This is a genomic window from Sphingobium soli, from assembly GCF_020782245.1.
Taxonomy (GTDB): Bacteria; Pseudomonadota; Alphaproteobacteria; order Sphingomonadales; family Sphingomonadaceae; genus Sphingobium; species Sphingobium soli.
Genome location: NZ_JAJGNP010000022.1, coordinates 1 through 16,199, shown reverse-complemented (window position 1 = coordinate 16,199; position 16,199 = coordinate 1). Strand labels below are relative to the sequence as shown.

The 16,199-nt window shown below is 65.3% G+C and carries 12 protein-coding genes; 6 read left to right on the top strand and 6 right to left on the bottom strand.

Annotated features, from left to right (window positions below; translation table 11 throughout):
• The first annotated feature begins 10 nt into the window (after positions 1-10).
• On the top strand, positions 11-1,342 hold the full coding sequence (locus tag LL253_RS17880) for a dihydroorotase (RefSeq protein ID WP_228228041.1): 1,332 nt from the start codon (positions 11-13) through the stop codon (positions 1,340-1,342).
• Positions 1,343-1,348: 6 nt separating this feature from the next.
• Here the strand turns inward: LL253_RS17880 and rarD are convergent, their stop codons facing one another.
• Together rarD and LL253_RS17870 are read right to left on the bottom strand one after the other, a co-directional pair.
• Positions 1,349-2,218: an EamA family transporter RarD gene (gene rarD / locus LL253_RS17875; protein ID WP_323133425.1), complete on the bottom strand. Its 870-nt coding sequence runs from the start codon at positions 2,216-2,218 to the stop codon at positions 1,349-1,351.
• A gap of 32 nt (positions 2,219-2,250) precedes the next feature.
• A complete protein-coding gene (locus tag LL253_RS17870) occupies positions 2,251-2,472 on the bottom strand; it encodes a hypothetical protein (RefSeq protein WP_009820558.1) in 222 nt (73 codons plus the stop codon).
• Between the two features lie 157 nt (positions 2,473-2,629).
• On the opposite strand from LL253_RS17870, the gene LL253_RS17865 reads away from it, so the two are divergent.
• Complete coding sequence (locus tag LL253_RS17865) at positions 2,630-3,373, top strand: hypothetical protein (protein WP_228228040.1); 744 nt, start codon at positions 2,630-2,632, stop codon at positions 3,371-3,373.
• Positions 3,374-3,415: 42 nt separating this feature from the next.
• Here the strand turns inward: LL253_RS17865 and ppc are convergent, their stop codons facing one another.
• Together ppc and LL253_RS17855 are read right to left on the bottom strand one after the other, a co-directional pair.
• Positions 3,416-6,115 carry a phosphoenolpyruvate carboxylase gene (ppc, locus tag LL253_RS17860; protein WP_228228039.1) on the bottom strand — a complete coding sequence of 900 codons (2,700 nt, stop codon included), beginning with the start codon at positions 6,113-6,115 and terminating at the stop codon, positions 3,416-3,418.
• Between the two features lie 67 nt (positions 6,116-6,182).
• Complete coding sequence (locus LL253_RS17855; RefSeq protein ID WP_050762987.1) at positions 6,183-6,623, bottom strand: c-type cytochrome; 441 nt, start codon at positions 6,621-6,623, stop codon at positions 6,183-6,185.
• Positions 6,624-6,746: 123 nt separating this feature from the next.
• On the opposite strand from LL253_RS17855, the gene LL253_RS17850 reads away from it, so the two are divergent.
• Positions 6,747-8,198 carry an ATP-binding protein gene (locus LL253_RS17850; RefSeq protein ID WP_009820554.1) on the top strand — a complete coding sequence of 484 codons (1,452 nt, stop codon included), beginning with the start codon at positions 6,747-6,749 and terminating at the stop codon, positions 8,196-8,198.
• A 34-nt stretch (positions 8,199-8,232) separates the two neighbouring features.
• On the opposite strand, the gene LL253_RS17845 is transcribed toward LL253_RS17850, so the two are convergent.
• Both LL253_RS17845 and LL253_RS17840 read right to left on the bottom strand, forming a co-directional pair.
• On the bottom strand, positions 8,233-10,044 hold the full coding sequence (locus LL253_RS17845) for a M14 family metallopeptidase (RefSeq protein ID WP_228228038.1): 1,812 nt from the start codon (positions 10,042-10,044) through the stop codon (positions 8,233-8,235).
• A 17-nt stretch (positions 10,045-10,061) separates the two neighbouring features.
• The gene (locus LL253_RS17840; RefSeq protein WP_228228037.1) at positions 10,062-12,266 is read right to left on the bottom strand and encodes a TonB-dependent siderophore receptor; all 2,205 of its coding nucleotides are present in this window, start codon (positions 12,264-12,266) and stop codon (positions 10,062-10,064) included.
• A gap of 151 nt (positions 12,267-12,417) precedes the next feature.
• On the opposite strand from LL253_RS17840, the gene LL253_RS17835 reads away from it, so the two are divergent.
• From LL253_RS17835 to LL253_RS17825, 3 genes are read left to right on the top strand one after another with little or no spacing between them, the layout of a single operon-like run.
• Positions 12,418-13,155: an ABC transporter ATP-binding protein gene (locus LL253_RS17835; protein WP_228228036.1), complete on the top strand. Its 738-nt coding sequence runs from the start codon at positions 12,418-12,420 to the stop codon at positions 13,153-13,155.
• Positions 13,152-14,594 carry an ABC transporter permease gene (locus LL253_RS17830; protein ID WP_228228035.1) on the top strand — a complete coding sequence of 481 codons (1,443 nt, stop codon included), beginning with the start codon at positions 13,152-13,154 and terminating at the stop codon, positions 14,592-14,594. The genes LL253_RS17835 and LL253_RS17830 overlap by 4 nt, the downstream gene beginning before the upstream one ends.
• Complete coding sequence (locus LL253_RS17825; RefSeq protein WP_228221662.1) at positions 14,591-15,841, top strand: DUF3526 domain-containing protein; 1,251 nt, start codon at positions 14,591-14,593, stop codon at positions 15,839-15,841. The genes LL253_RS17830 and LL253_RS17825 overlap by 4 nt, the downstream gene beginning before the upstream one ends.
• Positions 15,842-16,199 lie beyond the last annotated feature (358 nt).

The following is a 16,199-nucleotide window of genomic DNA, read 5'->3' as shown; positions in this document are numbered from 1 at the left end:
GGAATTTGCCATGACCCAGAATTTCGACATGATCCTGAAGAACGGCACGGTCCATACGCCCGGCGGCGCGGAGCAGGTCGATGTGGGCGTGCGCGGCGGGAAGGTCGCCGCGATCGGCACGTCGCTGGGCGACGCGGGCGAAGTGATCGATTGCACGGGCCTGGACGTACTGCCCGGCTGCATCGACAGCCAGGTTCATTTCCGCGAACCGGGGCTGGAGCATAAGGAGGATCTGGAATCAGGCAGCCGCGCCGCGGTGATGGGGGGCATCACCGCGCTGTTCGAGATGCCCAACACCAATCCCAATACCGACACGGCCGAGCGGGTGCATGACAAGCTGAAGCGCGCGCATCACCGCATGTGGTGCGACCATGCCTTCTATGTGGGCGCGACCGCCGATAATGCCGAGAAGCTGAAGGAACTGGAGCGCATTCCCGGCACGTCGGGGGTCAAGATCTTCATGGGTGCGTCGACCGGCAGCCTGCTGGTCGATGACGACGACGCCCTGTCGCGCGTGCTGGCGAGCGGCACGCGCCGCGTCGCCATCCATGCCGAGGACGAGGCGCGGATGAATGCGCGCAAGGATTTGCGGGTAGAAGGCGACCCGTCGTCGCACCCGGTCTGGCGCGATGATGAAAGCGCGATGATTGCAACCAGGCGGATCATCGCGCTGGCCCGCAAGGCGCGACGCCGTATCCACATCCTGCACGTCACCACGCCCGCAGAACTGGAATATATCGGCCAGAACAAGGATATCGCCACCTGCGAGGTGACGCCGCAGCATCTGACGATGGCGGCCGAGGACGCCTATCCGCGCCTGGGCACCTATGCGCAGATGAACCCGCCGATCCGCAGCGCCGCGCATCGCGACGGCCTGTGGTTCTGGCTCAACCAGGGCGTGCCCGACGTGCTGGGCAGCGACCATGCGCCGCATACGATCGAGGAGAAGGCCAAGCCCTATCCCGCCAGCCCCAGCGGCATGCCGGGGGTGCAGACGCTTATCCCGCTGCTGCTCAACCATGTGGCACAAGGGCGGCTGACGCTGCGCCGCTTCATCGAGCTGACGTCGTCGGGACCGCAGCGCGTGTTCGGGCTGGTGGGCAAGGGGCGGATCGCGGTCGGCTATGACGCGGATTTCACTGTGGTCGATCTCAAGAAACAATGGACCGTGGACAGGGACTGGCTGGCGTCGCGCTGCGACTGGTCGCCCTTCGACGGCGATCGGCTGACCGGCAAGGCGGTCGGCACCATCATTCGCGGCAACCGCGTAATGTGGGAAGACGCGCTGGCCAACGATGCGATCGGCGAGCCGGTGCGGTTCGAGGCGACCGAATATAATTGAGCCGGGTCAGGCGGCAGCCGCCGTCCGGTTGCGCCGGGCGGTGGCGATGCTGTCGCCGGCGAAGAGGATGAGGCCGATCCAGATGAGGGCGAAGCTCAGCATCTGGCCGATGCTCAGCACCTCCCCCAGCAGCAGGACGCCGCACAGAAATTGCAGCGTTGGGGCGATATACTGCATCAGCCCCAGCGTCGCCATCGGCAGGCGCTGGGCCGCGGTGGCGAACAGCACCAGCGGCACGGTGGTGACGCCGCCCGACAGGATCAGCAGGGCGCTGGTGGGGAGGTCCTGCCCGAAGCCGATGCCGCCATGGCCCGCTTCCCAGATCAGATAGGCGATGGCGAGCGGCGCGAGCAGCGCCGTTTCGACGCCCAGGCCCGTCATCGGCGCGACCGGCGTCAGCTTGCGCAGCAGGCCATAGAAGGCGAAGCTGAAGGCCAGGGTCAGGCTGATCCAGAGGGTGGTGAGCGCCGATGCGGCGAGGATGGCGACGCCAATGGCGGCAAGACCGATGGCCAGCAACTGGAACCGGCGCAACCGTTCCTTGAGCACGAGGACGCCCAGCAGGACATTCACCAGGGGATTGAGGAAATAGCCCAGGCTGGCAGCAACGACATGATTGTCGTTCACCGCCCAGACATAGGTCAGCCAGTTGATCGCGATCATCAGCGCCGATCCGGCCAGCGCCACCACCAATCGCGGATTGCCAAAGGTAGAGCGAAATACCGGCAGCGTGCCGCGCCAGGCCAGGATCGGCAGGATCAGCAGCAGCGACCACAGGATGCGCTGCGTCACGATCTCTATGGCGTCGATATGATGCAACAGGCGAAAGAACAGCGGCAAAAGCCCCCACAGCCCATAGGCAGCGGTCGCGGCCAGCAGGCCGCGCCGGGTTTCGGCCTGCGTCTGCGTCAGAAAATGCCTCCGCCCAGAAACAGGCGCAGCGCGCCGAAGGCGGCGACGATAAGGCAGAAATACTGGCCGCTTTTCTTCGACGACATCAGGCCGATGAAAGCGCCGAACAGCGCGATCGGCACCAATATCCAGTTGAGCGCCCCCAAAAGCGGCAATACCGCCGGGATCATGAGGATGAGGGTGACAAGGCCGATAAAGCCTGACAGGAGGTTGAGCATAGCCAATCCATGCCCCCGAACCTGTGCCAGAGCAAGACAGGTGACCGGTGCCAGTCAATCGAAACTGGCCTTTCGGCAAAAAATCGGCAGATTCACCAAAAGTCCTAACGAATGTTTAACCTTCCCTCTTCATCGCTCATTTACAAAGGAGTGAAGAATGGCCCTGTTTCGATCCGTATGCGCCGCGTCGCTGCTGCTGGCGCTGGCCGCCTGCAACAAGAAGGACGGGGATGGCGACCTTGCCGCCCTCGACGCACAGCTGACCAATAATGCGGCGGACCCGGCGATGAAGGGGGCGCTCAATGATCCTATCCTGGTCGATCCGCAACTGGTGGGGCAGGCCAATCGCGACGCCGTGCGTCCCGCAGACAAACCCGCCACGGGCGCGGTGCCGGTGATGAGCGGGGACGCGGCCAAGGCGCAGGCGCAGGCCGTACGACAGGCGGGCGGCAAATTGCTGTCGGCTCCTGCCCCGACCACGGGCGAGGCGATGGCGTCCACGGTGACGCTGGGGGCGGTGGCGCGCGAACAGGCCGCGGCGAAGGGCGGCAATGCGAACTGCGCCAAGAAACTGAAATATGGCATGGAATGGGCCCAGCGCCTGCCCGAGGGCTTTCCCCTCTATCCCGGCGCGCAGCTGATGGAAGCCGCCGGCGCGCAGGCCGATGGCTGCACGCTCCGCGCCGCCAGCTTCGTGACGGCAGTGCCACGCCAGGGAGTGATGGACTATTATTATACGCTCGCCCGCCGCGCCGGCTATGATGGCGAGCACAAGATCATGGGCGGCGATCATGTGCTGGGCGGCACCCGCGCATCCGATGGCGCAGCCTATTTCATCCTGTTCACCGACGCGCCGGGCGGGCGCACCAGCGTCGACATCATCGCGGACCAGGGGCGCTAACGCCTCGCCCCGGCCACGATTCGCACTACCGCCGCGCGCCCGTCAGCCGCTATTGCGCAGGGCCGTGGCGATCGCGTTGATCGACAATTCAATGCCTTCCTTGATACGCGGGTCTTCCTCCCCCGCGCGATGGCGTTTCAACAGTTCGACCTGCAACAGGTTGAGCGGTTCGATATAGGGCAGGCGCAGGCGGATCGAGGTTTCGAGCGCCGGGTTGCTTTCCAGCAGCCGGCTCTGCCCGGTCGCTTGCAATAGGCCGTCATGCGCCGCCTGCCAGCCTTCGCGGATGCGGCCGAATATGTCGTCGGCCAGCGCCTGATCCTCCACCAGCGGCAGATAGCGCGCGGCGATGCCAAGGTCCGATTTGGCGAGCACCATCTCCATATTCGCGAGCGCGGATTTGAGGAACGCCCAATGCTGCGCCATGTCCGCCAGCAGCGCCTTGTCCTCGAACCCGGCGAGCGCCTGGCCCACGCCATACCAGCCCGGCAGCATCACGCGCGCCTGCGCCCAGCTGAACACCCAGGGGATGGCGCGCAGGTCCTCGATCCGGCTGCTTTTCTTGCGGCTGGCCGGGCGCGAGCCGATCTTGAGGCCCGCAATTTCCTGAATCGGCGTCAACTGGCGGAAGAAATCGCGGAATCCTTCGGTGCCGTAGACCAGGTCGCGATAGGCGGCGAAGGCGTTCTTCGAGAGTTCATCCATCGCCCCGGCAAAGCGCGCGGCGTCCCGCTGCGAAATGCCCTCCGGCTCAAGGCTGGCGAGCAGGGTCGCACTGGTCGTCGCTTCCAGATTGGTCATGGCAACGTCGCGCGTGCCGAATTTGGCGGCGATGACTTCGCCCTGTTCGGTAATGCGGATGCGCCCCTGCACGCTGCCCTTGGGCTGGGCCTGGATCGCGGCGAAGGCCGAACCGCCGCCACGGCCGACCGCCCCGCCCCGGCCATGGAACAATTGCATCGCCGCGCCAGCCTCCGCAAAGACCGGCTCCAATGCCTTGCTCGCCTTGTAGAGGCCCCAGGTCGAGGTGATGTAACCACCATCCTTGTTGCTGTCGGAATAGCCGATCATCACTTCCTGATGGCCCCGCGCCTTCACCACGCCGGCAATTTCGGGCAAGCCGAAATAGGCGGACATGATCTTGGGCGCGGCCTCCAGATCGCCAATGGTTTCAAACAGCGGGATCGCCATGATCGCGGCGTGCGGCGGATCGCCATTGTCGCCCACGCGCCACAGCCCCGCCTCCTTGAGCAGGATGTTGACCTCCAGCAGGTCGGACACGCTCTGCGCCATGGAAATGATATAATGGGTGATGCATTGCCGCCCATAGAGGCGGTGCGCCTCGGCGGCGGCATGGACGATCGCCAGTTCCGACGCGGTTTCGTCGGAATAGGCGGAAAAGCGCGATCCGAGCGGGCGGTTATTGGCCAGTTCACGGCGCAGCAGGGCGATGCGCGCATATTCGTCGAGCGCGAGATAATCCGGCTCCACGCCCGCGACCTTGAGCAGTTCGGCGACGACGCGTTCATGCACGGCGCTGTTCTGGCGCATGTCGAGTGTGGCGAGGTGAAAGCCGAAGGTTTCGACCGCGCGGATCAGGCGGCCGAGCGCACCCCCGCTCGCCAGCGCGCCATTGCCTTCGCTCGCCAGTCCCTGCGCGACGACGACCAGATCATGGCGCAGGTCGGCCGGGCTGGCATAGGGTTCGCCCTTCAGCGCTGATGGCCGCGCCGGCTGATCCCCGGTCAGCGACACGCAGGTCGCGGCCAGGCGCGCATAGATGCCGCTCAGCGCCCGGCGATAGGGTTCATCCTTGCGGCTGAGCGCGTCGTCACCGCTGGCTTGCGCCAGATCAAGCACCGCCTGCGGCACATGGGCCAGTTCAGTCGAGAGCGACAATTCCGCGCCCAGCGCATGGACGCCGTCCAGATAATAAGCGATCGCCGCCGCCGCGCCGCGTTTCAGCGCATATTGCAGCTGTGGCGCCTGGACGAAGGGATTGCCGTCGCGATCGCCGCCGATCCAGCTGCCCACGCGCAGGAAACTTTGCGGCCGCGCGCCCAGCACCCGTTCCCAGCGGGCATAGAGCGCCGGCAGCACCGGCAGGAAACTGTCGCGGAAATAGGCGAGGACATTTTCAATTTCATCGGCGACGAACAGCTTTTCCCGGCGCAGCGGCCGCGTCTGCCACAGGAGCGCGATCTGGCGAAAAATCGCTTCGTCGAGATTTTCGCCGTCCGCCGTCTCGGTTCGCCCCGCATCCTTCAGATGCATGAGGTCGGCAATGCGGTTCTTGTGGTCGATCATGCTCTTGCGCCGCACCTCGGTCGGGTGGGCGGTCAGCACGGGCACGATCAGGCTGTGCGCCAGCAGGTCGAGCACCGCATCACGCCCCACCCCCTGCGATTCGAGACGCTTGAGCGCAGAGGCGACATCGGCGCCCGGTTCGGCCGCCACGCCCTGGCGATCCTCGGCCAGGTTGGCAAGCATCGAGAACAGCATGAAGCCGCGCGTGAAATTCAGCGTGTCGTCAAGGTTGAGCGCGTCGAGCCCCGTGTCCGTGAGGTCCGCGCCCTGCACACCGCGCGCGCGATCGACCGATGCCGAGCGGATATATTCGGTCTGCTGGTAGAGTTTTTCCCCGCCATAGGCGCGAATGACATCACCCAGCAGCCGCCCGAGATAGCGGATGTCGGGATTCTGCGTGATCGCAGGGGCGGCTTGCTGTGCATGGCTCTCCATGGAGGATATGCTGCACTGCGGCATGGGAATCGTCAAGGCGGATAGGGGCTTTCCATACCTTTGCCGATCAATCGGCCTGCCGCTTCAAAAAGGCGATGATGTCGGCACGGTCGAGCGGGTCGGAGACGCCGGGATAGATCATCTTGGTCCCCGGCACGACCCGTTGCGGGTGGGCCATCCAGGCGTCGAGCGTTCGCGCGTCCCAACGGCCCCGCGCGTCGAGGAGCGCGGCGGTATAGCTGTAGCGCGCGCTTTGCTGCGCCATCGGGCGGCCATAGACGCCGTAGAGATTGGGGCCGCCCATGTCCGGGGAGCCTTTCGTCGCCTTGTGACAGCCCGCGCACACGGCGAATTTCCGCGCGCCCGCATCGGCGTCGGCCACGTTCAAAAGCGCGTCGAGTGACGGATTGGGGCCGGCGGCGGCGAGCCGTTCAGCCCTGCGATCGTCGCCGCAGCCGGCCACGGCAAGCACCAAGATCAGGGCCATCGTCATCGCAAATCGGCGCACGTCATCGCTCCTTTTCCAACCGGTCCTAAAGGCGAAGAAGCCTGATGGACAGGGGACAGAGCGTCCGCCCCCTTTGCGCTCACCCCTTGCACTTGGCCGCCCGCTTGGGCCAAAGACGCTGCCGTGACCGCCAGCATCAGCATAGGAACCGATCATCACGGCAAGGACGTGCTGGTCGACGTGGAGGAATTGCTCGCCACCCGTCTGCTCGTCCAGGGCAATTCGGGATCGGGCAAATCGCATCTTTTGCGCCGGCTGCTGGAGGAAAGCGCCGCCATGGTGCAGCAGGTGGTGATCGATCCGGAGGGCGATTTCGTCACGCTGGCGGACGAATATGGCCATGTCGTGATCGACGCGGGCGACTATAATGAGCGCGAGATCGTCACCATGGCAAGCCGCATCCGCGAACATCGCGCGTCGGTCGTGCTGAGCCTCGATTCGCTGGAGCTGGAAGCGCAGATGAAATGCGCCGCCACCTTCCTGTCGACCCTGTTCGATGCGCCGCGCGACCATTGGTATCCCGCGCTGGTCGTGGTGGACGAAGCGCAGATGTTCGCGCCGGTCGCCGCGGGCGACGTGTCGGACGAGGCGCGCCGTCTGTCGCTCGCCGCGATGACCAACCTCATGTGCCGGGGGCGCAAGCGCGGCCTGGCCGGCGTCATCGCCACGCAGCGGCTGGCCAAACTCGCCAAGAATGTCGCGGCGGAAGCCTCCAACTTCCTGATGGGACGCACGTTCCTGGACATCGACATGGCGCGCGCGGCCGACCTGCTTGGGATGGAGCGGCGCCAGGCGGAGCAGATCCGCGACCTGGAGCGCGGCCGGTTCCTGGGCCTTGGCCCCGCGATCGCGCGGCGACCCGTCAATGTGAAGATCGGCGCGGTGAGGACCGGGTCGCGCGGCGGCGCGCACAAGCTGATGCCGCCGCCGGTCGCCGCGACCGGGGATTTCCAGGAATTGCTGTTCGCCAAGGCCGAAGCGGACGCCCTGCCCCCGCCCCCGCCGCGCGCCGATCCGCCCCCGCGCCCGGCCGAAGAGATTATGCGCGCATTGGCCGACACGCCGCAGGCCAAGCCCGCAGCGCCCGAGCTGGACTTTGGCGAAAATGAGCCGGTCGTGATCGCGGTGCTGGAAGAGATCGTTGCGGACCTGGGCGATGCCACGCCCAGCGTCGCGAGCCTGTATCAGGATTTTGGCGTCCGCTGCCGGATGAAGGGCCTTAAAAAATCGCCGCTCGACCTGCCGGCCTTTCGCAAGCGGTTCGCGATGGCGCAGGCGGGGATGGCGGACGGCGACGACCCGCGCTGGCAGGACGCCATCCGCGCGGCCGAGCCGGTGCCCGAGGATATGCTGGCCCCCTTCCTGCTGATCGCGCGCGCGGCGATCGACGGCCATCCCTGTCCCGACGACGGTGCGCTGGCCCGCGCCTATGGCACCAGTTCGCCCGGCCGCGTGCGCAGGCTGATCGACTATATGGAAAAGCTGGGCGTTATCGTCGCGCGCACCGATTTTTCGGGCAAGCGCTCGATCGGCCTGCCGGGCCTTGGCCTGTCGACGGCGGCGGCGGAGGGATAGACTGGCCGCCCCGCCCCGGCGGCCGTGCGCCTGATCAGTCCCGCTCCCGCCTGATCGGATAGAGATGATGGTAGGGGCTGCGATCAAATCGTTGCTGCATCAGCCAGTCCAGCCGGGCGTCGCCGTCCGCAGCGAACGCCGGATCAGCCGCCAGCTTCGCCTCGAACGCCTTTTTCATGCGCGGATCGGCCGCCAGCAGAGCGTCCGCGATCGGCGCCCGCACGAAATCTTCCGCGCCGGGGGGAGCCGCCAATATTTCCGGGAAAAAGCCCCAGGCAAGAAAGCTGTCCTGGCTTTCAGGCTCCAGCAAGGCTGCGGCGAGCAGCCCCAGCGGTTGGTCGAAAGGCACCCTGACCGTACCGGCAGGCAGCGTCTCCGTCACATCCTCATGCTGCAATGTCGTGGTCAGCGGGATGCGGGCGTCCCGCGCCGGCATCATTTCCGGATTGACCAGACGCACGCGATCCAGCGGCAAGGTGAGGGGCGCATCCAGCCTGTCATACCGGATGCCGTGGAGCGTCAGTCGATCGATCACATCGGCTTGCTCCACAGGTATCCACCATGCCTTGGGCAAACGCACCGTTTCGACCGGTTCCTGCCCGATGACCGGCATCCGCCAATTGGCTGGCCGGCCAAGCCAGACCTGTTCCCTGCGCCCGCTGGCGGGCGAGACATAGGTGTCGAAGGCCACCCCCTTGAACTGGTCGATCCAGCCGATCGGCGCAGGCGCAGGCCTCCAGCGCGTCAGCATCTCGGTCGGGCGCGTCGCCAGGTCGCTGGCCTTGGCTTTGGCGATGACGCCAGCATCCTGCCCCGCCAGCCCGAGCGCGGCTTCCAGCAATATATAGGTGCCCAGCACTCGCTGGCGGTAAGGCTTGAGCATATGGTTTTCGACCAGCACCGTCGGAACACCGATGAAATCGCCATAGCCGGTCGAATAGCGCGGGCCTTCGGGCGCCTGGCGAATGCCTTTCGTGGGATCACGCGTGTCGATCGGACTGGGATAAAGGGTGGGGACATGCCCCGCCTGTTCCAGCGCGGCCGTTACGATCGGCCCGAAGCGCTGTTGCAGCCAATCGGCGGTGAAGCGGTGATAGGCGTAGCGGCCCCAGCCGGCATAGGTGAAGGTGATGTCATATTGCATGTCGAAGCCGTCGCTCACATGACAATCGACATAGAGGATGGGGTCGAGCCGGCGCAAAAGGCCGATCATCGCGCGGCTTTCGGGAGCATCCGCCTTTGCATAATCGCGGTTCAGATTGATGTTCCGGCTGTTGCCGACATAGCCTTTTTCGACAGGGCCGCGCAGCGCCGGAAAATTCCAGCGGCTCGCCTTCTCATGCCCGTCGATATTATAGACCGGCACGAACACGAGATCGACCTTGTCCAGCAGTCCGTCCTTGCCCCGCAGCGCGATGTCACGCAGCAGCATCAGGCCCGCATCCTTGCCGTCGATTTCGCCGGCATGGATGCCCGCCTGGACGAGCACCACGGGCTTGGCCCCGCCGCCCTTACTGGCGCGGACGAGCAGCATGTCGCGCCCTTCCCCGGTGCGGCCGAATATTTCCAGGCTGATGAGCGGCGAGGCCGCGTCCAGTCGCTTCAGCCAGGCCTGAACCTCACCATAGCGGGGCGAAGTGGCAAAGCCCGCCCGTTCAGCCGGCGTGATCCAGGGATCATCCTGATCGACCACCAGCGCTTCGCTGGCGCCCGACCATGGCAGCGCCGGCGGCAACGCTGACATTGGCATATCTGGCATCGGCGCGCGGGACAGCGGCTGTGCCATGCCGCTGCCGGCCAGGCACAGGACCGCAGCGCCCAGGCATGTCCTCATCCATTCGACCATTTCCGGACTCCTCCTGTTCAGAAGCGGGCGCGTACGCCAAGGGTTACGGTGCGCGGCGTGCCCGGCTGCACCCAGACCGAACTGTAGCTGCTGGCATACCAGGTCGCGTCGAACAAATTGCTGACCGTTCCGAACAGCTCGACATTCTCCAACACGTCAACGCTGCCGAACAGGCGGAATAGCGTGTGGGACGGCAGGCTGAAGTCGGTGCCAGTCTCGCCGAGCCGCTTGCCGACATAGTTCATGCCGGCGCCAAGCTGGGCGGCGCGCCCGGCGAGCGAGAAATGCTTGGCCGCCTGGAGGTTGAGGACATGGTCGGGAATGTTGATCAGCCGGTCGCCCGGCAGGATCTGGAACCCGAAATTGGGATCATTCACCGTCGAACGCGCCTGGGCGTCGGTATAGGCGTAGCTGAGCAGCACATCGATATCGCCGGGCAGGTGGCCATTGAGGTCCAGTTCAACGCCCCGGCTTCGCGCCTTGCCGATGGCGACGGAAAAGCCAGGATTGTCGTTGTCGCTGGCCAGAACATTCTTCTTGGACAGTTGATAAACGGACAGGGTGCCCGTCAGTGCGCCGCCCAGCATCGTCAGCTTGGCGCCGGCCTCAATGGACTCGCTGGTTTCGGGATCGAAGATATTGTTGAGGAAATCCGCGCCGATATTGGCGCGATACCCCTCGCCATAGGCGGCGTAGAGGCTGATCGCGGCGTTCAGATCGTAGACGATGCCGGCCTGCGGACTGAACCGTTCATATCTGCGGCTGTTGTGCCGGATGGCGGGCGCGAGCAGGCGGTTATCGACCTTCAGCGTCAGATTGTCGTATCGGCCGCCGAGGCGGATCTGAAGACGGTCCGTCAGTTCGATCTGATCCTGCACATAAAAGCCGAAGCTGCGCTGCGTATCGAGGCGGTTGGTCAACACCGCCGTCGCGGGAAGCGGATATCGCCCATAGACAGGATTATCGATGTCGATGACGTAGCCGGCCTGATCGTCCGGGTTCGTGCTGACCGCTGGCGGACGATATCGCGTGAAGAAATTATCATAGCGGAAATGGTCGAAATCGCCGCCGATCAGCACGCGGTGGCGCAGGGATGCCGTGTCGAACGCACCGGCAAGTTCGGCACGCAGAACGCTATGTTCCGCGTCATAGCGGCGCGAGCGCCGTTGACGCGACAGGGAATGACCGTCGACATACAGCTTCTGGCGCGCGCGCGCCTGCTCCGCGTCGGAGGAGGAGCCGGTCAGCTTCGTGTCGCGATGGCTGGCGCCGACCTGCAGACTCCAGTCGTCGCTGAACTGATGATCGAGCCGGAGCTGGTGGCCGGTGGCGCGCGCCACCGTATCGCCATCGCCCGGCTCGCCCAGGAAGCGGGAGCGCGGGACCGTGTCGAAATCGCCGTTCAAGACCACAATGCCGCGATCAAACGGCACTTCCACCCGCGTCCATTCGAAATCATAGGTCAGGCGCGTCCGGTCGCCCAGCGTCAGGCCCACCGAAGGCAGAAGGCCCCAGCGTTTCTGCGACACATAATCGCGGAACGTGTCGCCATTTTCATAATAGCCGATCAATCGCGCCGTGAGGCCGCTGGTCAGCGCCAGATTGGCGTCGGCATCGGCGCGGAACCGATCATAGCTGCCATATTGCAGCGACCCGGTGCCGAAGCTGCGCCCGATTTCCGCCTGTTTGGTCACGATATTGATCGTCCCGCCCGGTTCGCCGCGCCCGATCAGGGCCGCCGCTGGGCCCTTCAGCACCTCGATCCGGTCGATCCCCGCCACGTCGCGTTGGCCGGCAAAGCCGCGTCCGGCGTTGAAGCCATTGACGAGATAACCGCTGGGCAGATTTTCGTCGCCGGCAAAGCCCCGGACCGCAAAGGCGTCCCACAAGCCACCCAATGTATTTTGCCGGGCGACCGACGCATTCATGTCGAGCGCATCGGTCAGGCGCACAATATTGTTCTGCTGCAATGTTTCGCCATCGATCTGAGTGATGGCCTGCGGGATTTCGCGGAGCTGAAAATCGCCGCGATAGGCCTGGCGCACACCGGTCACCGTGATGGCCCCTTGGCCGTCCGGCAGATGGTGCAGGGCATCGCCCGACTGCGCCTGCGCGGAGGCGGCGGCAAGCAAGGCCGCGAGAGGCGTCGCCACGGTCAGATGGCGCAGGCCCCAGGCGCATGAGGACGCAGCCCGCTTTCGCGGCGTTGTTGTGATCGACATGATTTTCCCCTGATCGGACCAGCCCGATATCGTGCGCGGCTGCCCCTATGGCCGACGGGTCGCCCCCGTCAATAAAAATGTTATACCATTCCATTGACATGAGGCTGCCATCGCGAAATGCTCGTGACCAACAGCCAAGGAGCCTTGTCCCATGCCCCTGACCGCAACCGGCCAGCGCATTATTTTGTCCGATGTTCATCTATCCTACGGCAGTCAGCCTGTGCTGCGCGGCCTGACCCTGCATGTCGAGCCAGGCGAGATTTATGCGCTGCTGGGCGGCAATGGCGCGGGCAAATCGACCACCATGTCGACATTGCTGGGCTTTACGCGGCCCGATAGCGGTACGGTGCTGGTCGCCGGACATGATCCGGCGGCGGAGCCGGATCGGGCGCGCGAGCAAATCGCCTATGTCCCGGAAAATGTCGCGCTGTACGAGCATCTGAACGCCCGGGAAAATGCCGCCTATCTGCTGGCGCTGGCCGGACTTCAGCCCGGCATGCAGGACATTGAGGGGGCGTTCGAGGCAACCGGCCTGCAACGCGAGGCATGGGACAAGCGCCTGTCGGGCTTTTCCAAAGGGATGCGGCAGAAGGTCGCGATTGCGATCGCCCTGCTGCGCGAAGTGCCGGTGCTGCTGCTCGATGAGCCGTCATCGGGTCTCGATCCGCGCGCCACTGCCGATTTCAACCGCCTTGTCCACGATGTCGCGCGCCGGGGCGCAGCGGTGCTGATGGTGACGCACGACCTTTTGTCGGCCGCCGACATCGCCGATCGCATCGGCTTCCTGGATGCCGGCCGCATCGTCGATGAAGCCTGCGCGCAGCCGCCCGAGCGGTTCGACGTGCGCGCGCTGCATCGCAAATTCACGCGCGAGGTCGCCGTCGCATGAGCCCGGTCACGCTGATTGCGCGAGACGAGCTGCGGCTGATGCGGCGCAATCGCGTCGCCGTCATCGCCTTTGCGCTGCTTGTCCTGCTGACCCTGGCCGCCGCGCTCATCAGCTGGTCGCACCAGCAGTCGATTTCCCAAACCCGCGCCCGGTTCCAGGCCCAGGCTGCCGAGGCGTTCGAGGCGCAGCCCGACAGGCATCCGCATCGGATGGTGCATTTCGGCAATTTCATCTTTCGTCCGCTCGGACCGCTTGCCGCCTTCGATCCGGGCGTCGACGCCTTCACGGGCAACGCCATGTTCCTGGAAGGCCACCGACAGAATAGCGCCAATTTCGGCGATATACGCCAATCCTCATTGCTGGTGCGTTTTGGCCAGTTGACCCCCGCCTTCATATTGCAGGTGATTGCGCCGCTGCTGCTCATCTTCCTTGGCTATGGCGCGATCGCGCGCGAACGGGAGCGCGGGACTTTGCGGCAGATGCTGGTCCAGGGCGTATCGGCCCGATCGCTTGTCACGGGCAAGCTGCTGGCGCTGGGCAGCATTGCCGCGCTGGTCGGGTTGCCGGCCATGATCACCTTTCTGGCTATAGCCGGACAGCCGGGCGCTTCGGCCGGGCCGATGCTGGTCATCGCGCTTGGCTATGCCGCTTATCTGTGCCTGTGGACGATCATCGTCATTCTGGTCTCCGCGCTCGCGCCGCGCGGGCGGGACGCCTTGCTCGCGCTACTGGCGCTTTGGGCGGTGCTGGTGATCCTGGCGCCGCGCGTCGCGCCCGACATCGCGGCGCAGGCGCATGCGCTGCCGACGCGGCTTGAAACCGACATCGCCATTGCGCAGGATTTGCACAGGCTGGGCGACAGCCACAATCCCGACGATCCGTTCTTCACCGCGTTCAAGGAAAGGACACTGCGCCGCTACGGCGTCACTCGCGTCGAAGACCTGCCCGTCAATTACAAGGGGCTGCTTGCGCTCGAAGGCGAGGCGCTCACATCGGGCCTGTTCGACGACTATGCCAACCGCAGTTTCGCCATCCAGGCGGACCAGAGCCGCCTGTACGACGGTTTCGGTATCGTCAGCCCCGCCATCGCCCTCAAACGCGTTTCGATGGCGGCTGCGGGCACGGACCTTGCCGGTCATCGCCGCTTTCTCTCGCAGGCGGAAGCCTATCGCTACGACATGGTGCAGCGCCTGAACCGGCTCCAGGCGGAGGCGGTCAGCTACCAGAATGACACCGCGAGCGACGCGGGCGCCGACCAGCGCAAGCGCATTTCCGCCGACCATTGGCATGCCATCCCGCAATTCCGGTTCCAGCCCGCCAGCGCCGCCGACCTGGTGAAGGCCAGCCTGCCCGGCCTTGGCCTGCTGATCGCCTGGCTGATCGCCGCCGCGCTGGCGCTGCTGCCCGTCGTCCGTCATCTTCAGAAAGCCCGTCCATGACCCTGATCGCCCACGAACTGCGCCTGCTGCTGCGATCGCGCATGGCGGTGCTGACATTGTTGCTGGTCACCCTACTGTCGATCGCCGCCGTGGCGGCGGGCATGGCCGAAATCGCCCGCCAGCGCGATGTCATCGCCCGTATCCAGCCCAAACAGGCGCAGGACACCGCCAGCATCGCCGCATGGGTGGACAAGACCAAGGATGCCGGCAACGCCGCCTATTACAGCTTCCATGCCACATGGGATACGCCTGCGCCGCTGGCCTTCGCCGCGCTCGGCCTGCGCGACGTCGCCCCCTATATTCTGCGGGTCCGCGCGCTGGGGCTGGAGGCACAGCTATATGATGGCGAAGCGTTCAATCCCGAACTGGCGCTGCCTGGCCGTTTCGATTTTGCCTTCGTGCTGGTCTATCTGACCCCGCTGTTCGTGATCGCCCTGTTCCACGATATGGTGTCGGGCGAGCGGGAAGCGGGCCGCCTGCGGATGCTGGACGCGATCGCCGGGTCCGGCCGGCACCTTTGGGCGCGCCGGGTTGCGCTACGCGGCGGTCTGCTGTTCGTGGCGCTGGGAACGCCGCTGACGATCGGGGCGATCCTGTCGCATGTGCCGGGCATCCTGCTGCTGGCGGTATTGGGACTGACGGCGTTCTACCTCGCCTTCTGGATCGGCGTGACACTGCTCATCGGCCGCCTGCGCTGGTCATCGGTCGCCAATGCGGCAACGCTGGCGGGGCTGTGGCTGGTGCTGACGCTGGTCCTGCCGACACTTGCCCATGTCGCGATCAACCAGGCCGTCCCGGTGGGTCAGGGGGTGGAATTGACGCTAGCCCAGCGCGAAGCGGTGAACCGCGCCTGGGACATCCCGCGCGACGCGACGATGCGCGCCTTCTACGCCGGCCATCCCGAATGGCAGGACAGCCCGCCCCTCACCGACGCCTTCCATTATAAATGGTATTTCGCTTTCCACCAGGTGGGTGACGAAAGCGTCGCGCAGCAGGTTGACGCCTATCGCCGCGGCATAGAGACACGCGATGCGGCGGCCAGAACCATCGGCTGGCTGCTGCCTTCGGTAGGCGTGCAGGCGGTGCTGACGCGGCTGGCGAAGACCGACATGCAGGCGCAACTGGCCTATCAGGATCGTATCCGGGCGTTCCACAAACGACTGCGCGATTTCTATTATGGTTATCTCTTCACCGACAAGCCGTTCGGCAAGGCAGACTTCGACAAGGCGCCGAGGTTCGATGGCTGATTAGCGAGGGATGGCGGCGAAAGGGACGGTGCCCCATCGCCGCGATCTGCCGAATGGCGCCGCGCCGCGGCCCGCAGTCGTGATGAGTGTCGCTCCGCCAGCGTCGAACCGGTCAGGCCGCGCCAGCGGGAAATCATAGAGCCCGTCAGTCGAGACCGAGCCGCCCGCAGTCTCCCTGAAGATCCACGGGCGCGGTTCTGAGCCATTGCGAAGCGGCTGAGAACGCCGCAACCCGACATAAGGGGGGACGCGTTCCGTCACCTGACCTAATGAGAGACTGGCGGAGAGGGTGTCCGTCGAACTCACGGGAATCTGGCATGAGTGAGGACGTCGAACGGCACGGTTTTGGTGATGGTGA